Source organism: Lentzea chajnantorensis, from assembly GCF_054300775.1.
In genome coordinates this window covers 1,823,995-1,844,713 of the sequence record NZ_JBSDZT010000002.1, presented here as the reverse complement: position 1 = coordinate 1,844,713, position 20,719 = coordinate 1,823,995, and the positions used below count along the sequence as shown (strand labels likewise).

The window sequence follows — 20,719 nt, the reverse complement described above, 5'->3', positions numbered from 1 at the left end:
GGCCGTATGCCCTGCGAAAGTGTTGGACCCATAAGGTTCGTGCAACAACCTCGGACTGGACGGTGTCGTGCCAGGGATCGACTACTACGAGTTGCTCGGTGTCAGCCGGGGCGCCAGCGCCTCGGAGATCAAGTCGGCCTACCGGTCACTCGCCAAGGTCATGCACCCCGACGCGGGTGGTACCTCGGGCGGCTTCCGGCTGCTCCAGGAGGCCTACGAGACGCTGAAGGACCCGGTCCGCCGAGCGGACTACGACCGTCCCGCAGCGCCCACACCGTCCGTGGTGCGCCCGCCCGCACGCCCGCGACCTCGGCGAACGGGCCGGACCGGGCGGTTGCGCGACTTCGGCGACGACCCGAGCTACCTGGCGCCCAAGCCGCGCGTCGACCTCGGTTCGATGGGCTGGTGGAACCGGATCGACCTCGGTCAACGGGTCCGCTACGTCCCCGCCACCGGCCTCGGCCACGCCCCCGCGGCGGCCGCGATCGGCGGGTGGTTCGTCCTGCTCATCCCGTTGGCGCTGCCGTTGTCGCCGCTGCTGCTGGCCGTCTGGCTGCCCCTCGTGGCCGCCGCCGGTTACGGGGCGTTCCGGCTGGTCCGCCGGTACGTCGCGGTCGCGCGGGCCGAACGGGCGTTCGCCGGGGAGTACGACGGGAACACCATCTTCGGCCGTCCGGGTGAAAACAGACGCGAACGGCTGACGGCCGGACTGCTGACCGAGTACCTCACCCAGCTGCCGGGGGTGCGCGTCTTCCACGGCCTCGCGTGGCCCGGCTCGGTGTTCGCCGACGTCGACCACGCGCTGCTGTGCGGGCGCCGGCTCGTGCTGATCGAGTCGAAGTCGTGGCTGCCCGGCCACTACTACTGCGACGAGGACGGCGAGCTGTGGCGCAACGGCCACCCGTTCCGCGGCGGTGGCACCCAGCTGCTCGAAGGCGTCGAGCGGTTCCAGGAACTGTTGCCGTCGCTGGAGGTCCGCGGCGCGCTGATCATCTACCCGAGCCGCGCGGGCGAGGTCACCTGCGACGACGACCTCGACTTCGAGGTGCCGCCGATGACGCCGGAGCAGTTCGTGCGCGAGATCGGCGAGTGGCTGGCCGACGACCCGGCCACGGTCGACCGCGAGGCGCTGCGCGTGCTGGTGCGCCAGGTGGTGTCCGAGGTCCGGGTCGCCGGCGCCTGACGGCCTACCGGTCGGCGAGCAGGTCCAGCTCCCGCAACGCCTTCTCCACGTCGGCGACGCGGTTCTGCGACCGGTAGAGCGCCAGAGCCGCGCGCCAGCACGACCGCGCCCACGCCAGCCGGTTCAGCGCCGCATAGGTGCCGCCGAGCTGCGCCAGCGTGTCCGCCTCGCCGTAGCTGTTGCCGAGCTCGCGCCTGATCGTGAGCGCGCTCTCGTGGTAGGCCATGGCACACGCGTGGTCGCCGATGGCGCCGAGCAACGTGCCGAGCGCGGCGAACGCGGCCGCCTTGCCCGGCGCGTACTCGTGCTCCTGGAACAACTCCAGCGCCTTGTCCGCCGACGAGTGCGCGAGGTCGTGATCGCCCAGCCGCCCCGCGTACGTGCCGATCATGATCAGCGCCCACGCCTCCCGCATCGGCAGACCGGCCTGCCGGTAGTGGTGCAGCGCCTCGACCGCGTGGTGCAGCGCGCGACCGAAGTCGCCCCGCTCCCCGGCCGCCCGCGCCGCGGCGTGGTGCACCGAACCCCGCCGGTGCGGGTCCCCCAGCTCGTCCACCAGCGCCAGCGCCTGGTCCAGCTGCTCGGACGCCTCGTCGTACTGCCGCAACCGCGAGTACGAGAACCCCAGCATCTGGTGCACGAGCACCCGCGACGACAGGTCGCTCGCCGCCGGCGCCGCCGCCCGCCACGCCCTGAGGTCGTCGTGCAGGTGCCCACGCCACCAGTGGTAGCCGTGCAGCACCCAGGCGAGCTGCCACACCGCGTCGCCCTCCGCGAGCTGTTGCGCCGCAAGGACGTTCTGGTGCTCGATGTCGAACCACTCCAACGCCTCCGCCTGCGAGGCGAACCCGAGCGGCACACACCGCGGCGGCGCCGGCGCGACGTCCTGTCCGTCGGGGTCGAGCAGCCGGTCCCCGTTGTGCGCGGTGTGCAGGTAGAAGTCGACGAGCCGGCGCCGGACCTCGTGCCGTGCCGCGTCCTGCGCCGCCAAGTCCTCCGCGTAGAGCTGCACCAGGTCGTGCATGCGGTACCGCCCCGGCATGTGCTCGTGCACCAGCGAAACCCGTTCCAGCGCACGGAGCACCCGCGCCGCCTCCACCACCGGCACCCGCGCCATCGCCGCCACCGCACCGAGGCTCACGTCCGCCGTCCGCGTGACCCCGAGCATCCGGAACACCTCGGCCTCCCGCACCGACAACGCCGCGTACGACCACGACAACACCGCGGTCAGGCTCAGCGCACCGTCACCCTCGTCCAACGCCCCCAGCCGGGTCAGCTCAAGCTCCCGCACGAACGCCGCGAGCGGGAACGACGGGTGCGCCGTCGCCCGGCTCGCCACGATGCTCAACGCCAGCGGCAATCCCGCGCAACACGCGACCAGCTCCCCCGCCGCCTGCGGTTCCGCGTCCACCCGCTGCTTCCCGATGAGCGTGCGGAGCAGCTCGTGCGCCGCACCGTCGGACAACACGTCCAACGTCACCGACCGCGCCCCGTGACTGCGCACCAGCCCCGCCAGCCGGTCCCTGCTGGTCACGATCACCACGCAGGACGGGCTGCCCGGCAACAACTGCGCAGCGTGCGCCGCATCCCGTGCGTTGTCGAGCAGGATCAACATCCGTCGCCCCGCCACCAGACTCCGGTACAACCCCAGCCGCGCACCGACGTCGACCGGAATCCGGTCCGCGGCGATCCCGAACGCGTCGATGAACCCGCGCACCGCCGTGTCCAACGACATCGGATCGCCACTCGCATCCCGCCCGCGCAGATCCACGAACAACTGCCCGTCCGGAAACCTGTCCACATTTCGGTGCGCCCACCACAAAGCGAGCCAGGTCTTCCCGATCCCGCCCGTCCCGGCCAATGCGGAAACCACCACCGCCCCACCCTTTCCCGCGGCCTCGTCCATCGCAGCCGCCAGCAACGCCAACTCGCGTTCCCTCCCCACGCACACGAACGGCGCCGCCGGCAACTGCCGCGGAACGGGCAGGACCTGCGCAAACCCGTGCAGGTGCACCCCGCCCTGGATGGACCCGGCCTGCACGACCTGACCCTGCACACCTCCGCCGACCCCGTTCTCCACCGTCACGAAACCACGAGGAACAATCCCCCGCCCACCAGCGCCCCCTAGTGCTCATTCCCCGGTCACGGGGAATGGAACGGCGTTTTCCGCCCCTGCCCTTAGAGTGGCGTGACTGTTCGAACACGGATTGCCACAGCGGCGTGCGTGCTCATTTCAGCGGCGAGCGGTCAGGCCGCTTCGTTCGGACCTATACGAAAGACCGAATCGGTTCGCGTTGCTTTAGGAAGTGCTGCCGGACCAGCACATCGCCTGAACGAGGCAGTTCACCCCTTGGTGCAACGTTTGCTACACCTAAGATGTAGCAAACGCTGCATACGGTGTAGCGTTGGTGCATGGAACGTGTCATGGCCCTTCAAGTCATCGGCGAGATCGCTGCTGACCAGTGGGGCCTGTTCACGACCCAGCAGGCGGACGCAGCAGGGGTGAACCGCACGACTTTGACCCGGCTGGTCTCGGCGGGGCTTGTCGACCACGTGACGCGCGGCGTCCACCTCGTCGTCGCAGCGGGAACTCCGAACCACCTCGAAGAGAAGTCGGCATGGCTTCGCCTGGATCCGTCTCGCCGCGCTTGGGAGCGAGACGTCGCCGACTGCGACAACGGCGCTTTCTCGCATCGCACCGCTTGCGTCCTGCACGGCCTCGGTGACATACCTGCGCCACAGGTCGAGATCACCGTGCCACGACGACGAACCACCCGGATCTCCGGCGTTCGACTGCATCGAGGCACGCTGACCCGCGACGAGATCACCACGACCGATGACGGTCTACCGGTGACCACGGTCGAACGAACCATCAGGGACCTCCTCGTCGCGCAGGTCGACGGAGGCCATCTGGGCGGAGTCCTGCACGACGCACTTCGCCGCCGGCTGGTGGACGTGCAAAACCTTCTGCTGGTGCTGGCCGACCACGCAGCCGCATATGGCATCAGCGGAGACGATGGGTCCCGTCTGCTGCAGCACCTGCTGCACCAGGCAGGGGCAGATGCTGCGTTCGGCAGCCGACCTGCGGTGACGATGTCCGCCGAATCCAGCCTTGCGGCAACAGCGACGGTTCACTCGATCGCCACCCAGCTCGCCGGGTTGGACGTGGCGCAACTGAAGAAGTTGCAGGCGGCCGTGAACGCGGCGATCGACGAATCAACCAGCGACAACCCCGAGCTGGAGAGCAAGCAGTGAGCTACGCCTCGCCCCTGGCACTGAGCCGCGCGCTTCGAGATCGCGCCAAACGCGAGGCCGCGAACGCCGGCACACGTCCTGGCGATCTGCTCAACAGGTTCTTCTTCGAGCGGCTCCTCGCCAGAGTTTTCCGCCACGACCCCGATGGTTGGCTCCTCAAGGGCGGCCAAGCGATGCTGGTGCGCTACCGCGATGTCCGCCACAGCCGGGACATCGACCTGTGCCGCCCGCACGCCACCGATCTGAACGAGGCGGTGGCTGCGATCCGCGCTGCCGCGGACTTCGACCTGGGCGACTTCGTTCGATACGTGTATCGCGGACGTGCCGAGATGACGGAAAACCGCCCGACCACGCGCGTTTCGTTCACCATCCTGGTGGGCCAGCGGACGGAGGGCACCGTCAGCGTCGACCTGGTTGTGCACTCACCGCTGCACGGAACACCCGAGCTGCGGAGGTTGCAGCCGTCCGTCCCTGTTGACTGGCCTGACGACTGGCCAGTGGTCAGGCTGTACCCGCTGATCGCTCACGTAGCGGACAAGGTGTGCGCCCTGTACGAAAAGCACAACGGAAGGGTTTCCACGAGGTACCGCGATCTCGTGGACCTGGTGCTCATCGCTCTGCGCGAGTCCGTTGTGGGCCGAGAACTGCAAATTGCCATCAGGCACGAATGTCAGCGGCGCCGTGGTGCAGGCATCGATCTTCAGCTCCCCGAGGTGTTCACCGTGCCGGAACCTGCCTCTTGGGGCACCGGGTACGAACGCGAAGCCAGCACCCTCGATGCCTTGGCGGCGCATCGGACGCTCACGCAGGCAACCGAACTCATGAGGAGGTTCCTCAACCCGATTCTGTCGGCAGAGGATCCTGGTCGGTGGATTGCCGCCGAACTGCGGTGGAGCCCGAACCCGTGAGTTCGCCGGGCGACAGTCGCTTGGTCCGTGACACCATCCCGCCATGACCCGCACGCTGTGCCTCGCGCAGAACCCCGACGCGGACGCACTCCTCGCGTCGGACATGTTCGCTCTCCTCCTCGGCATGACCCTCGACCAGCAAATTCCGATGGAGAAGGCGTTCTCCGGCCCCAAGGTCATCGCTGACCGAATGGGCAGTCTCGACGTGCACCGCATCGCCGAGGCCGACCCCGAGGAGTTCGCCGCCGTCATGGCGACGCCGCCGGCGGTGCACCGCTTCCCCGCCTCGATGGCCAAGCGCGTGCAGGCGCTCGCGCGGTTCGTGGTGGCGGAGTACGACGGGGACGTGACGCGGATCTGGGCTGAGGGGGACGGGGGCGCGGTGTTCAAGCGGCTCAAGGCGTTGCCGGGGTTCGGGGACCAGAAGGCGAAGATCTTCCTGGCGTTGCTCGGCAAGCAGGCCGGGGTGGCGCCGGAGGGGTGGCGCAAGGCGGCCGGGCACTACGGCGACGAGGGCAGCAGGCGCAGTGTCGCGGACGTGACGGACCGGAAGTCGCTGCTGGAGGTGCGCGACTTCAAGAAGGCGGCGAAGGAGAAGGCGAAGGCGAAGTAGCGCCGGAGGCGGTCGTCTGGTCCACTGGGGGCACGCCGCCAGCCCGAACGGGGTGCGTTCGCGCCTCGTGGGAGAAGGGGCGTTGCGTTGCGCATCAAGGCCATTGGCGTGTTCGCGGTTCTCGCGCTCAGCTTGGCGATCACACCCGCGTCGGCGGCGTCCACGTGGCCGGGGGACTCGGCCACCAGGCCCGCGGACGGTTCGAACGTGTTCGGCACGAACCTCAGCGGGGTGTCGTTCGAGAGTGCGGGGGTCGTGTGGGCCGTGAAGAACGGGCCCTCGACGCTCTACCGGCTCGTGCCGGGCGGGAGCGGGAAGTGGCAGGTGGACCGGAAGGTGTCGCTCCGGTTCCCCGACGGGCAGGGTGATCCGGATGCCGAAGGGGTCGTGAGCACGCCGGACGGGTTGTTCGTCGTTGTCGAGCGGGACAACGACGACGGTGACGTGAGTGCGCCGGCGGTGTTGAAGGTCGGCAGTGGGAGCAGTGCCGCCAAGGCGTGGGAGCTGCCGGGGATGCCGGAGGTGGATCCCAACGACGGGCCCGAGGGCATCGCGTGGGTGCCGGACTCGTTCCTGACCGGGCAGGGCTTCAAGGACGACACCGGGAAGCGGTACGACCCGGCCGACTACCCCGGGCACGGCAGCGGGTTGTTCGCGGTGGGGCTGGAGGCGACCGGCGGCGTCTTCCTGTACGCGTTGCAGGACGGTGGGGCGCGGCTCGTGGCCGGGTTCGCGAGCGGGCTGGCGCAGGTGATGGACCTCGAGTTCGAGGGCAACCGGCTGTGGGCGGCGTGTGACGACCATTGCAACGGGCGGTCCACGACGCTCGCGATCCGCGATGGGCGGTTCAAGGTCACGGCGACCTACGACCGGCCGGCCAAGCTGCCCAACGTGAACCTCGAAGGGTTCGCCATCGCTCCTGCCTGCGTGAACGGCAAGAAGGTCGTGCTGTGGGCCGATGACGACAACACGGGTGGGCACGCCCTTCGCAGTGGCGCGTTGAACTGCGCGTAAAGCCACGGCGCCCCCGAGACAATGTGTCCCAGGTCACATTGTCTCGGGGTCGTCCGCATCCCAGGCTGAGATCCGCTGGTGCAAGGGAGGGCATCGGCGGGTTTGTACGAACTCACACTTGGGGGAACGAGTTCCATGGGCAGAGCCCGCCAGTTCGGCGTGCGCAAAAGACGGCACGCTCTCATCCTCTTCCTGGTCCTGACGGTCACTCTCGGCGTCTTCGGGCCCGCTCTCGGGCAGGTGCTGTCCGAGCAGCTCGCCCGGTCCGCTGCCGAGCGGGAACCAGGTCACGGGCCTGATCAACGGCTCGGCACGGCGAGTGCCGAGGGCGCGACCGGCGAGCGCAACAACGCCGAGGCCGCGACGTTGCAGTCGAAGTACCCACCGGTCGAGCTCAACGCGAAGCCGAAGGCCGCGAACGCCGCGCAGGTGGTCGACGCGACGGCGAAGGCGCAGCTCAAGGGCTTCGACGCCGCCACCAGCACGGAGGTGACCGATCGGCGCGGTGAGCGGAGCAGGACGTTCCGCAACGCCGACGGCACGCTGACCTCCGAGTACAGCAAGGACCCGCTGAACTTCCGCGAGCAGGACGGCAGCTGGGCACCGATCGACACGAACGTGGTGGCAGACAACGGTTTCCGCAACGCCGCCGACTCGGTCCGCAGCCGGTTCGCGCCGTTGGCCGACGCGCAGAAGCTCGCGGAGCTGCAGCTCGACGCCGGCCACCGGGTCGAGTTCGGGCTGGCAGGCGCGGCACGGGTGCCCGGCACGAGCTCGGGCAGCTCGGTCACCTACGCCGGTGTGCGGCCGAACGCGGACCTGCGGTTCGAGGTGGAAGCGGGCGGCTTCAAGGAGTTCCTGGTCCTGCACAACCAGGACGCGCCGCACGTGTGGGACTTCCCGCTGAAGCTCACCGGCCTCACCGCCGAGCTCAGGGACGGCGACGTCGTCCTCAGGGACGAGGGCGGCGACGAGCGCGCCGTCATCCCCCACGGCTTCATGGCCGACTCGAAGAAGGGCGAGATCTCCGGCATCACGGCCGAGTCGCGCGGCGTCACGTACGAGCTGCTGGGCGACAAGGGCCGGCAGGTGCTGCGGGTCGGCCTCGACTCCGCGTGGCTGCGCGACCCCGCCCGCGTCTACCCGGTCGTCGTCGACCCGCCGGTGCACCGCAAGGACGCGTCGGCGTCGATGTTCGTGCAGCGCAACGGGGACGGCTCGACGTTCAGCCAGCCGGGCGGTGAGCTGCGCGCCGGTCACGTCGTGGACGGCGGCTCGTTCACGGCGGCGTCGTACCTCCACTTCCCGAACGTGCAGAACGACCTGGCGGGCCACCGCATCCTCGGTGCGCAGCTCGCGATCACCAACTACCACGCCACGTCCTGTTCCGCGACGCTGCCGATCACGGTGCACGCGGTGACGCAGGACTGGACGGCGCGCACCGGGTACAGCTTCCCCGGCCCCGGCTACGACGGCACGGTGCTGGGCAGCGCGCAGTTCGCGCACGGCTGGATCGCCCCGCGCACCACGGTGTCCAAGTGCCCCACGGCGACCGAGCTGGTCACGCTCGGCGAGAACGGCCGTTCGCTGATCCAGCGCTGGGTCACGGGCCAGCAGGCCAACTTCGGTCTCAGCGTGCGCGCGTCCGAGACGGACGGCCGCAGCTGGAAGAAGTTCACCGGCGCCGGCACGGCCAACCCGCCGCGGCTCGCGATCACGCACTCGCCGTTCGACGCCGGCTACCGGTTCGAGAACCCGGTGCCGGACCCGCCGGTCACCCGCACCAACGGCGGCAAGGTCAAGATCACCGTCACCAACCGCAGCGCGGTCGACTGGGGTTCCAACGACTTCGCGCTGGCGTACCGGCAGTTCAGCGAGAACGGCACCTACCTCGGCTGGAGCGAGTCGGCGCCGCTGCCCGGCACGGTCGGCCGCGGCGCGTCGGTCACGCTCGACGCGAACATCCTCAAGACCGAACCGGGCACGTACCGGTACGAGTTCTCGATGCTGCGCCGCGGTGGCGCGATGTTCACCGACGAGCAGGTGCCGCCCGCGGGCCTCACGTTGCGGGTGGAGGAGATCGCTCCCGCACTGCAGGAGCAGTGGCCGCCCAACGGGTACTCGTCACCGTCGCTCACGCCGACGTTCTGGGCCAGGGCGATCGACGTCGATGCCCCTCCCACCGGCGGCACCCTGCAGTACCGCTTCGAGATCTGCGACAAGAACGAGCAGAACTGCTTCGACTCGGGCCGCATCAACAGCCAGACCTGGACCGTCCCGCACGGCAGGCTGAGCTGGAGCACCGAGTACAAGTGGCAGATCTTCGCCTGGGACGGCCAGAAGGAGAGCCCGAAGATCGGGTTCGCCACCCTGCTGACCGCCGTGCCGCAGCCGGAGATCACCGCGCACCTGGGCACCGCGCCGTACAGCGGCAGCGGCGGTGACTTCTCACCGCAGGTCGGCAACTACACCACCGGCGCGGTCGACGCGTCGGTGACGACCGTCGGGCCCGAGCTGCACGGTCAACCGCACGTACAACAGCCTCGACCCGCGGCGCACCGGCCTGTTCGGCGCCGGCTGGTCGAGCCGGTACGACATGCGGATCACGCCCGACGACGACGGTTCCGGCAACGTCGTGGTCACCTACCCCGACGGCCAGCAGGTCAGGTTCGGCGCCGACCTCGACGCGCAGGGCAGGCCCACCGGGGGCCGGCTCGCTCCCCCACCGGGCAGGTGGGCGACGCTCGTGCCGCAGACCGGCGGCGGCTGGCTGCTGACGGACAAGTCGAACACGACGCACCTGTTCGCCGCGGACGGCACGCTGAGCAGGACCACGGACGCCGCGGGTCGCGCGGTCGCGTTGACCTACGAGTCCGGCAAGCTGAAGACCGCCAGGAACACGACCAGCAACCGCACGCTCACGTTCACGTGGGCGGGCAACCACGTCAGCACCGTCGCCACCGACGCGGTGAACGGCAAGACCTCGACGTGGCGCTACAACTACGAGACCGGCACCGACCGGCTCAGCACCGTCTGCGACCCGCTGAGCAACTGCACGACGTACAGCTACCAGCAGGGCACGCACTTCCGCAGCGCCGTCATCGACAGCAACCCGGACAGCTTCTGGCGGTTCCGCGAGGACAGCGGCACCGACGCCCGCAGCGAGGTCGCGACCAACCTCGGCAAGGACACCGGCCGCCTCACCGACGTCACCCGCACCGCGGTGGGCGAGGGCGTGGCCGGGGCGGGTGACCGCGCGGCCTCGTTCAACGGCACCACGTCCGCGGTGGCGCTGCCGCAGGGCCTGATCAAGAAGAGCCGTGAGGTCACCGTCGAGCTGTGGTTCAAGACGGGGGCCGGCGGTCCGCTGGTCGGCGCCCAGAACACCCCGCTCGGCACCGCGCCCGCGAACACCGTGCCGGTGCTGTACGTGGGCACGGACGGCAAGCTGCGCGGCCAGTTCTGGCACGGCGCGGTCGACCCGATCACGTCCACCGCGGCGGTCAACGACAACCGCTGGCACCACGTCGCGCTCACCAGCACGGTGAACAGGCAGTGGCTGTACCTCGACGGCCAGCCGGTCGGCGACCGGACGGGCACGATCGACAACTCCACCCTGACGCACGTCCTGGTGGGTGCCTCGCAGCAGCTCAACACGACCGACTGGGCCGGTTGGGGCAGCACCGTGCGCAGGCACTTCTCCGGCCAGATCGACGAGGTCGCCGTCTACCAGCACACGGTGGGGCAGCTCGCGATCACCGCGCACCGCGCGGCGCTCGACCCGGCCGACCAGCTGACCAAGGTCGCGCTGCCCAGCGGCAAGGTGGCGGCGGAGGTCAGCTACGACGTCCAGCGCGACCGGATGCACACGCTGGTCGACGGCAACGGCGGCAGGTGGACGCTGAGCGAACCGGTCGTCAGCGGCCCCAGCCGGGAGAAGATGGTCCGCACGGTGCGGGTGATCGACCCCGGCAACCGCTCCCACTTCTACGACTACGACCCGCTGCGCGGCCGCATCCTGCGCTACCTCGCGCCGCTGGGCATGGAGGTCAGGCCGGAGGACCGGCCGACCCAGCCGACGACCACCACCACGACCACGACGTGCGTCAGCCAGCCGGGCGGCTCGTTCTGCGAGGTGCCGATCGGCGGCGGGCCCGGTTCGTTCGTGCCGGTCGAGATGCAGGGCGCCCGCACCTACGAGTACGACGAGGCCGGGTTCCAGAGCAAGATCACCGACGAGACCGGCAACCGGGTCACGCTCCAGCACGACAAGCGCGGCAACATCGTCTCGCGGACGTCCTGCCGCTCGGGGCTGTCGGACTGCCAGACGTCGTACTTCCAGTTCTTCGCCGACGAGTCGAACCTGACGGACCCGCGGCTGGACAAGGTGATCGCGGCGCGGGACGGCCGTTCGGCCAGTGCGACCGACGACACCTACAAGACCAGCTACACCTACACGGCGCTCGGCGAGCTGGACACCCAGACCACGCCGGACGGTGCCGTGGTGCGGCACCTCTACACCGACGGCAACCAGCCGGCGGTGGGCGGTGGCAACGCACCGGCCGGGCTGGTGCGCGAGAGCACCGACGCCCGCGGCGCCGTGACGAGGTACCGCTACCACGCGACCGGTGACCTCGCCGAGGTGACCACGCCGGCGGGTCTCGTCACGACCTACACCTACGACGCGCTGGGGCGCAGGGAACGGACCACCCAGAACGGCGTGTTCTCCGCGACGACCTACGACCAGCTGTCCAGAGTGGACAGCGTCACGCAGCCGGTGGTGAAGAACCCGGTCACCGGTGTCTCGCACCAGCTGCAGGTGCGGACCGACTACACCGTCGACGGCTTCCCGGAGCGCGTCGAGGCCAAGGACCTCACCGGCGGGGACGCGACCAGGACCGCCACGACCGAGTACGACGACCGCAACCGGGTGCGGCGCCTGGTCGACGCCGAGGGCCTGGAGACCACCTTCGGCTACGACAGCTCCGGCAACCGCACCTGGACGGTCGGCCCGGACGGCGTGAAGTACGAGTACGCCTACACCGCGCGCAACATGGTCGCCGAGGTGCGGCTGCGCGGCTGGCGCGACCAGTGGCGGCCGGCGGAACCGGACGAGGAGACCAGACCCGTCTCCCCCGACGACCACCTCGTCGTCGCCGCGTACGACTACGACCTCGCGGGCGAGCTCGTCGGGCAGACCGACGCGATGGGCCGCAAGACCGGCTACCGGTACTACACCGACGGCTCGTTGAAGCAGACCTACGCGAAGGGCTTCCACGACGAGGACGGCAGCACGCGCGACATCGTGCTCGCCGACTTCAGCTACGACAACGCCGGCAACCTGACCAAGGTCGTCGGCACCGGGAACCGGGTCACCACCACCGAGTACGACCGGGTCGGCCGGATCACCGCCACCACGGCGGACCCGAACGGCCTCAAGCGGCGCTCCGCGCTCACGTACGACCTGAACGGCAACGTCACCAAGGTCGTCCGCTCCGGCCTGGAGTCCAACACCGGCTCCCAGCTGGTGTCGACCGACGTGGAGACCGTCGAGTTCGGCTACGACGCGGCCGGGCGCCAGACGTCCGAGCGCGTGTGGGTGGACGGCAAGTGGCTGACCACCGTGCGCGGCTACAACGCGCAGAACCAGCTGACCTCGATCCACGACCCGCGCGGCACCTCGACCACGGCGGAGATCAGCTACGACGTGCTCGGCCGGGTGATCGGCACCAGGGCACCCGAGGTGTCGGTCGAGGCCGGTGACGGCGGCGCCGCCGTGCGCACCCGTCCGGAGACCAAGGCCGGGTACAACACCTTCGGCCAGCCCACCGAGTCCGTCGACGCGCAGGGCAGGACGTCGCGGGCCACGTTCGACAAGCTCGGCCGGCTGGTCGACGCGTTCGCACCTCCTTACACCCCACCGGGTTCCACCTCGGTGATCACGCCGCGCCTCACGCACAGGGACTACGACGGCGACGGCAACCTCGCCGCCGTGACCGACGCCCGCGGTGCCGTGACGCGGATGAGGTACGACCAGATGAACCGCGTCGTCGAGGTGGCCCACCCGCACCCGACGACGCCGGGCGAGTCGCAGGGCACCTCGTCGTTCACCTACACCCGTGTCGGTGAGCTGCTGTCGAGCGTGAACGCGGACGGCGGGCGTGCCGAGCGCACGTACGACGACCTCGGTCGCCTGGTCACGGCCACCCAGCTGGAGCGCAGGCCCCAGCCGGGCACGTTCACGAGCCGGTTCAAGTACGCCGACTCCGGTGACCTGCTGGAGAAGGTGTCCGCGGGCGGCTCCAGGTCGACGTTCAGCTACGACGCGGTCGGCGCGCTGACCAAGGTCGTCGACCCGGCCGGCGTGCCCACGCACTACGGCTACGACATGGTGGGCCGCCCCGCCACGGTGAAGGACGCGCTGGGCCGGTCCACGCGCACCAACTACGACACGGCGGGCCGGGTCAAGAACTCCGTCGACCTGAACCCGCTGGGCCAGCTGCTGCGCCGTTCGTCGGTCACCTACGACGCGGCCGGCAACGTCGAGACGACGCGTGACCCGCTGAACCGGACGACGACGTTCACCTACGACGCCCTGAGCCGCGTGGTGCAGCAGGCGGAGCCGGAGTCGGTCACGACCAGCTTCGGCTACGACGCGGCGGGCAACCTCACCCGCTACACCAACGGCAAGCAGATCCCGACCTACAACACCTACAACTCGCTGGGGTTGCCGGAGAAGACGGTCGAGCCGTCGACCGCCGCGCACCCGAACGCGGCCGACCGGACGTGGGTGACCTCCTACGACACCGGTGGGCTGCCGGTTCGCGCGGTCGCCCCCGGTGGCGTGGCGCGGGAGCGGACGTTCGACCTGCGCGGGCAGCTGACGCGCGAGACCGGGTCCGGTGCCGAGGCCCCGACCGTCGAGCGGGTCATGGCCTACGACGTGCTCGGCAGGCTGACCTCCGCGTCGGCTCCCGGCGGCACGAACACGTTCACGCACAACGACCGCGGCCAGCTGCTGACCGCCGACGGCCCGTCCGGCACGTCGTCGTTCGGCTACGACTCCGACGGCCGCGTGACCACGCGTTCGGACGCCTCCGGTGCCTCGACCTACGCCTACCTCAACGGCCGTCTGAGCAGCGTGCAGGACGCGCTGACGGGCACGCTGCAGGTCGCCTCGTACAACGAGGTCGGCCAGGTCAAGGCGATGGAGTACGGCGGCGGCCGCAAGCGGGAGTTCGAGTACGACGACCTCGCGCGGCTCAAGGCCGACAAGGTCGGCGGCGCCTCGAAGACGTACACCTACGACAACGGGAACCAGCTCAAGACGGCCACCTCGGCCGGCTTCGCGGGCCCCGCGCTGCAGGAGTACGGCTACGACGCGCTCGGCCGGCTGACCTCGTGGAAGTCCGACGGGGTCGAGACCGCGTACGGCTGGGACGCGGCGGGCAACCGCACCTCGGCGGCCGGCAAGACGGCGACGTTCGACGAACGCAACCGCCTGCTGAACGACGGAACCGACTCCTACGTCCACTCCCCGCGCGGCACCACGGTGTCGAAGGGCGCGCAGCAGTCCAAGTTCGACGCGTTCAACCGCCTGGCGTCCCAGGGCGCGGCCACGTACTCGTACGACGGCCTCGACCGGGTGGTCAAGCGCAACTCGACCACCTTCGCCTACTCCGGCACGGGCAACGACCTGGCCTCCGACGGCTCGTCGACGTTCAGCCGCGGTCCCGGCGCCGACCTGCTGGCGGTGCAGCAGAACGGCACCAAGCGGCTCGCGGTGGCCAACGGCCGTTCCGACGTGATCGGGTCCCTCGACCCGGCCTCCGGCACGCTGACGGACACGACCTCGTACGACCCGTTCGGCAAGGTCGTGGGCGGCATCAAGCGCCCGCTGGGCTACCAGGGCGACTGGACCGACCAGGAGACCGACCAGGTCAACATGTCGGCCCGCTGGTACGACCCGTCCCGCGGCGCGTTCTCCAGCCGCGACTCGGCCGCGCTGCCGGCGAACCCGTCGTCGTTCGCGCACCGCTACAACTACGGTGCGGGCGCGCCGACGAACTTCGTCGACCCGAACGGCATGAGGCCGCGCGACGTCACCTGCGACTACCCGCGCCCCTACCCGTACTGCTACGAGAACGACCACGCGGAGGGCAAGCCCTCTCCCGGGATGTTCGACAAGATCAACCCGCCGAGCAGCCAGGGCGGTGACGACTGCACGGCCCGCAAGGCGTTCTCCGGCGGCGGGTGCGACACGCCGTGCAACGGCGCCGGCCGCGACCCCAGCCTGCTGGTGTCGTTCGGCGGCGGGAGCTCGTGCGTCAACGGCTCCGGTGACGGCGACACCGAACCCGGCGGCCGCAACCCGAACAAGCCCAACGGCTACAACTACGCGCCGCCACCGCCGCCGGACCCCGCGATCGCGGCCCGCGCGGAGAACCGCCGCGCGGCGATGAACAACCCGATGCCGATCCCGTCGGCACTGGGCCAGCCGCTCTACGGCGACAGCTTCGACCCGCCGGTCTCGTCGTCGCCGCAGACGCCGTCACACCAGTTCGCCGACCAGGTCGACCCGGTCGACGGCGTGGCGATGACGTACCAGAAGATCGAGCAGTCGATCACGCGCGCCGAGGTCCTGCTGATGAAGGACGTCGTGGCGCTCGGCAGCTCGCTGGAGCTGAACGAACCGAACCGGCCGGACGGGGACCTGTTCCAGGCCCAGCTGAAGAAGACGTGGGAGGACTTCAAGGCCGACCCGAACGGGTTCGGGCAGGCTCTGACGACCGGGCTGTGGCACGTGTCGCTGGACCTGCTGGGTCTGGTGCCGGTGGTCGGCGAACTGGCCGACGGGCTGAACGCGCTGTTCTACGCGGCGGAGGGGAAATGGCTCGAAGCCGAGTTGTCGGCGGCGGCGATGGTGCCCGGGATCGGGATCGGCGCCACCGCGGGCAAGGCGGTGGCCAAGACCATCCCGTCCGACGTGGCGACCCTTCTGGTCAAGAACGCCGGTACGCCCGACGCCTACGTGCCCTTGCTGAAAGCACCGTGGCCGCGCGAGGTCAAGGAACTGGTGGAGCAGGGCTTCACCAAGGACCGCTTCCCCGGTGAGCCGTTCAGCAAGCGGGCGAGGGACTCCGACCCCGACGGGTTCGCGTACTTCACCACCGATCAGGAGCTCGCCATCAAGTACGCGTTGGAGCGCAGGAGTGGCGTCCTGCAGGTCAAGGTTCCGCTGGCCGACTACGTCCAGCACTTCCAGCAGTTCGAGAAGACCTACGACGGCGGACCGCACACCGAACTGCCCGTTCCCAACACGATGTTCGATCTGCTGAACAGCTACAAGAGGGATTACTTTTCACTGCAATGAGCACCGACACTGATTGGGAAGCCGCGAAAGAGCGCCTTCCGGTGGGCCAGCAGGTGGACGCGACCGTAGCGGCCACGAGGAGGTTCGGCCTCTTCCTCACATTCGACGAGGTTCCGAACGCCACGGGTTTCGTCGACGCGCTCTCGTACCGGCCGCAGGGCGTGTCCCTCAGCCCTGAAGAGCTGCCGGAGGCGGGTTCCAGGATCCGCGGTCTGGTGGTGGAGCACAGCGAGCACAACAAGCAGATCAGGGTCCGGGTCGGGCCACCCGTCTGACGGAGGCGGGCGAACGTCGAGTGACCGGCACGGGCCGGGTCTGGTGTCCAGACCCGGCCCGTGCCGTCTCCGGATTGTCGGTGGCGTCGCCTAAAGTGCCGCCCGTGACCGCACCCCACATCCCCGGCCTCACTCTCCTGAGACCCCTCGGCTCCGGCGGTTTCGCCACCGTCTACCGCGCCCACCAGGCCCAGCTCGACCGCGACGTCGCCGTCAAGATCGACAACCGCGTGCTGGCCGACGAGCGGGATCGCAGGAGGTTCGTGCGGGAGGCGCACGCGGCGGCCAAGCTGAGCGGGCACCCGCACGTCGTCGGGGTGCACGACGCGAACATCACGCAGAACGGCACGCCCTACCTGGTGATGGAGCTGTGCGACGGCGGGTCGCTGGCTGACCGGCTGGAGAAGCAGGGGCGGTTGCCGGCCGAGCAGGTCAGGGATCTGGGGATCAAGCTCGCGGACGCGCTCGCCGCCGCGCACAGGGAGGGTGTGCTGCACCGGGACATCAAGCCGGGCAACATCCTCGTCGACCGGTACGGGACGCCGAAGCTCGCTGACTTCGGGTTGGCCGCGCTGCTGGACGCGCAGGGCGGGAGCACGGTCACCAGGGACGCGCTGAGCCCCAGCTTCGCGCCGCCTGAGGCGTTCGCCATGGCGCAGCCGACGCCGCAGGCGGACGTGTACTCGCTCGCCGCCACGCTCTACACGTTGCTGGCCGGGAAGCCGCCGCGACCGGTGCCGTGGCCCATCACCAGCTTCGACCACCTCGGTGAGGTGCTGCGGAAGCCGGTGCCGACGGTCGACGGGGTGCCGTCGGCGTTGCACGACACGATCGCCCGCGCGTTGCACCCGGACACGACGCAGCGCACGGCGACTGCGGCGCAGCTGCGCGACGAGCTGCGGAGCTTGACGCCCCAGCAGCCCAAGGCCGCGAAGAGGTGGCCGCTCGTCGTGGCGGCCGTGGCGGTCGTGGCGGTCACGGCCGGGGTGCTGGTGTGGAGCTCCAATGGTGACAAGACGCAGGCGAGCACGCAGGACCCCCGGCAGCAGAGGACGAACGAGGTTGCGCTGGAGTCCGTGCCACCGTTCCTGAAGGTGTGCGACAGCGGTTTCTGCGTCGACAGCTCCACGTGCTTCCGCGGCACCGTGCAGGCCGGTGGTGCGGCGGCCACGGCGCGGCGGACCGGCAGTTGCTCGGAGGACCACTTCTGGGAGGCGTTCGCCGGCGGGTGGCTGTCGGGGCCGATCCCCACGGCCGACCCGGAGGACCTGGCGAAGGCGCCGGAAGCTCGCCAAGACCTGTTCACCCGAGGTGATGAAGGCGAACACGAAGGCCGGGGTCGACACGACCGGCTGGGACATCGTCGCCGTCGGCTTCAAGGACGGCGAGCGGAGCTACTACCTGTGCCTCGGGTCGCCGCCGGACGTGGGTGAGACGGTCACGGCCGCTTTCGGCAGTTGAACAAATCCACTTGCGACGGGTCGTAACGTGGACCGCTGTGCGTGTTCACGCCGATTTGATCATTGCTGGGTTCCGAAGGTATTCGACCTACCGACAGGCGATGCTGGCCGGGATGACCACGAACGTGGTCTTCGGCCTGCTCAGGGTCGCGGTCCTCGTCGCCGCCCTCAAGGCGGCGAACGGTGAGATCGCCGACTACGACATCGCCGCGACCAACACGTACGTCTGGATCGGGCAGGGGCTGCTCGGGTTCGTCCTGCTCTGGGGACCGAACGAGCTCGCCGAGCGAGTGCGATCCGGTGACGTCGTGGTGGACCTGTACCGGCCTTGGCACCTGTTGAGCGCCTTGCTCGCACAGGACGTCGGGCGCGGCGGGTACGCGTTCCTCGTGCGGCTGCTGCCGCCCGCGTTGTTCGGCATGCTGTTGTTCCCCTTCCAGTTCCCGGACAGCCCCCTCCGGTGGCCGCTGTTCCTGGTGAGCGCGCTCATCGCGCTGGTGTGCAGCTTCGGGGTGCGGTTCCTCGTGGAGGTCAGCGCGTTCTGGCTGCTCGACAACCGCGGGCTGTACGGGTTCTGGAACGTCACGTCCGGCCTGCTGTGCGGGTTGACCGTGCCGATCGCGTTCTTCCCGCAGTGGGCGCGGGACCTGCTGTGGATGAGCCCGTTCCCGGCGTTGCTGCAGGCGCCGATCGACGTGTTCCTCGGCCACGGCAGTGTCGTGAGACTCCTGCTGTACCAACTGTTCTGGGCCGTCGTGGTGCTGGTGCTCGGCCACTTCGCGTTGCGGCGCGCGGTGCGCAGGGTGGTGGTGCAGGGTGGCTGACGTCATCTACCCGCGGCTCATCGGCGCGCGGCTGCGCAGCCAGCTGTCCTACCGGGCGTCGTTCGCGCTGGACTTCGTCACGCAGGTGATCGCGCAGTGGTACGAGCTGCTCGTGATCCTGGTGCTGTTCGGGCAGGTCAACGCGCTCGGCGGGTTCAGCAGGGACGAGGTGCTGCTCATGTACGCGTTCGCTGGCGCCGCGTTCGGCGCCGCGGACCTGTTCGCGGGGCAGCTCGACAACCTGCCGACCTACATCCGCACCGGCAGCTTCGACGTGCTGCTGATGCGCCCGCTCGGCACGTTGCCGCAGATCATGGTGTCCGACATCCGGTTGCGGCGGATCGGGCGGATCTTCGGCGCGGTCGCGGTCATGGTCTACGCGCTCAACCGGGTCGCGGTCGACTGGTCGCCGGCGAAGGTCGCGCTGGTGGTCCTGACCCCGGTGGCGGGCGCGGTCATCTACAGCGCGGTGTGGGTGGTCGCGTGCTCGATCTGCTTCTGGATCGTCGACGGCCGCGAGTTCGCGAACGCGGTCACCTACGGCAGCGGCGCCTTCACCTCGTACCCGATCAACGTCTACTCCCGGCCGCTGCGCTGGTTCATGGCGTTCGTCGTGCCGGGGGCGTTCGTCGCGTACTACCCGAGCCTCGCGCTGCTCGGGAGGCAGGACCCGCTCGGACTGCCGGGCTGGGTCGGTTGGACATCACCGCTCGTCGCGGCACTGGCGGCCGTGGTCGCCGGGCTGGTGTGGCGGTTCGCGGTCGGGAGATACCGGGGAACGGGATCATGATCGAGGTCAGGGAGCTCCGCAGGGAGTTCAAGGTCGCCACCACCAAGGGCCTGCGGCGCAAGTACAAGACCGTCACCGCGGTGGACGGGGTCAGCTTCGACGTGGCGGCGGGCGAGGCCGTCGGGTACGTCGGCCCGAACGGGGCCGGCAAGTCGACGACGATCAAGATGCTGACCGGCATCCTGGTGCCGAGCAGCGGCCGGGTCCAGGTCAGCGGGGTCGACCCGGCCAAGCAGCGGCGGGACCTCGCCAAGCGGATCGGCGTGGTGTTCGGCCAGCGCAGCCAGCTGTGGTGGGACCTGCCGCTGCGCGACAGCTTCGACCTGCTCCGGTCGATCTACCGGGTGCCGCCGCCGGACTACCGGACCCGGCTCGACGAGTGCGTCGAGCTGCTGGGCCTGCGGGAGTTCCTGCTCACACCGGTGCGGCAGCTCTCGCTCGGGCAGCGGATGCGCGGTGAGATCACCGCCGCCCTGCTGCACGCGCCGGAACTGCTGGTCCTCGACGAACCGACGATCGGCCTGGACCTGGAGTCGAAGGAACGGCTGCGGGAGTTCCTCAAGGACCTCAACGCCCGCCGCGGCACCACGCTCCTGCTCACCACGCACGACCTCGACGACATCGAACGGCTCTGCCCGCGGCTGATGGTGATCGACCACGGCCGGGTGCTCGCCGACGGGGCGCTCGACGCGCTGCGCGAGGAGGTCACGCCGGAGCGCGAGCTGGTCATCGACCTCAGGGAACCCGGCCCCGCGCCGGACGTCCCAGGAGTGACGGCCGTGCGCAGTGAAGCGAGCGGGACGCGCCACCACCTGACGTTCAGGAGAGCGGAGACGACGGCGGCCGAGCTGATCACCAGGGTCGTCGCGCAGGTGGAGGTGCACGACCTCGCCGTCGTGGAGCCGCAGATCGACGACGTCATCAGGAAGCTCTACCAGCGCCAGGTCGAAGAACACGCCCACCGGTAACCGCAGGTCGGTAGAGTCGGGGACAACACAAACGGACACTTCGGGCAGAGGGAGAG

Annotated in this window: 12 protein-coding genes and 1 pseudogene; 12 read left to right on the top strand and 1 reads right to left on the bottom strand. The window is 69.8% G+C overall.

Annotated features, from left to right (window positions below; genetic code table 11):
- Window positions 1-67: 67 nt before the first annotated feature.
- On the top strand, window positions 68-1,183 hold the full coding sequence (locus tag ACVDFE_RS09820) for a J domain-containing protein (RefSeq protein WP_360395931.1): 1,116 nt from the start codon (window positions 68-70) through the stop codon (window positions 1,181-1,183).
- Between the two features lie 4 nt (window positions 1,184-1,187).
- Here the strand turns inward: ACVDFE_RS09820 and ACVDFE_RS09815 are convergent, their stop codons facing one another.
- Complete coding sequence (locus ACVDFE_RS09815) at window positions 1,188-3,269, bottom strand: ATP-binding protein (RefSeq protein ID WP_458430239.1); 2,082 nt, start codon at window positions 3,267-3,269, stop codon at window positions 1,188-1,190.
- 326 nt (window positions 3,270-3,595) lie between these two features.
- On the opposite strand from ACVDFE_RS09815, the gene ACVDFE_RS09810 reads away from it, so the two are divergent.
- The 11 genes and pseudogenes from ACVDFE_RS09810 to ACVDFE_RS09760 all read left to right on the top strand — a co-directional run bounded on the left by ACVDFE_RS09810 (window position 3,596) and on the right by ACVDFE_RS09760 (window position 20,663).
- Window positions 3,596-4,438, top strand: coding sequence for a type IV toxin-antitoxin system AbiEi family antitoxin domain-containing protein (locus ACVDFE_RS09810; protein WP_458430238.1), 843 nt, complete (start codon window positions 3,596-3,598; stop codon window positions 4,436-4,438).
- A complete protein-coding gene (locus tag ACVDFE_RS09805; RefSeq protein WP_458430237.1) occupies window positions 4,435-5,346 on the top strand; it encodes a nucleotidyl transferase AbiEii/AbiGii toxin family protein in 912 nt (303 codons plus the stop codon). The genes ACVDFE_RS09810 and ACVDFE_RS09805 overlap by 4 nt, the downstream gene beginning before the upstream one ends.
- Before the next feature lie 43 nt (window positions 5,347-5,389).
- A complete protein-coding gene (locus tag ACVDFE_RS09800; RefSeq protein WP_458430236.1) occupies window positions 5,390-5,959 on the top strand; it encodes an HhH-GPD-type base excision DNA repair protein in 570 nt (189 codons plus the stop codon).
- Between the two features lie 108 nt (window positions 5,960-6,067).
- Window positions 6,068-6,973, top strand: coding sequence for a hypothetical protein (locus ACVDFE_RS09795; protein WP_458430235.1), 906 nt, complete (start codon window positions 6,068-6,070; stop codon window positions 6,971-6,973).
- Window positions 6,974-7,108: 135 nt separating this feature from the next.
- A pseudogene (locus tag ACVDFE_RS09790) lies at window positions 7,109-8,680 on the top strand (DNRLRE domain-containing protein); the annotation flags it as partial.
- An 856-nt stretch (window positions 8,681-9,536) separates the two neighbouring features.
- Window positions 9,537-16,346, top strand: coding sequence for a LamG-like jellyroll fold domain-containing protein (locus ACVDFE_RS09785; RefSeq protein WP_458434305.1), 6,810 nt, complete (start codon window positions 9,537-9,539; stop codon window positions 16,344-16,346).
- A gap of 53 nt (window positions 16,347-16,399) precedes the next feature.
- Entirely contained in the window at window positions 16,400-16,621 is a 222-nt protein-coding gene (locus tag ACVDFE_RS09780; protein ID WP_458430234.1) for a hypothetical protein, read from the top strand.
- A 104-nt stretch (window positions 16,622-16,725) separates the two neighbouring features.
- Window positions 16,726-18,054: a serine/threonine-protein kinase gene (locus tag ACVDFE_RS09775; protein WP_458430233.1), complete on the top strand. Its 1,329-nt coding sequence runs from the start codon at window positions 16,726-16,728 to the stop codon at window positions 18,052-18,054.
- A 140-nt stretch (window positions 18,055-18,194) separates the two neighbouring features.
- Entirely contained in the window at window positions 18,195-18,905 is a 711-nt protein-coding gene (locus ACVDFE_RS09770) for an ABC transporter permease (protein WP_458430232.1), read from the top strand.
- A complete protein-coding gene (locus ACVDFE_RS09765; RefSeq protein ID WP_360395914.1) occupies window positions 18,898-19,695 on the top strand; it encodes an ABC transporter permease in 798 nt (265 codons plus the stop codon). The genes ACVDFE_RS09770 and ACVDFE_RS09765 overlap by 8 nt, the downstream gene beginning before the upstream one ends.
- The gene (locus ACVDFE_RS09760; protein ID WP_360395912.1) at window positions 19,692-20,663 is read left to right on the top strand and encodes an ABC transporter ATP-binding protein; all 972 of its coding nucleotides are present in this window, start codon (window positions 19,692-19,694) and stop codon (window positions 20,661-20,663) included. Before ACVDFE_RS09765 ends, ACVDFE_RS09760 begins: the two co-directional genes overlap by 4 nt.
- The last annotated feature ends 56 nt before the right edge of the window (window positions 20,664-20,719 follow it).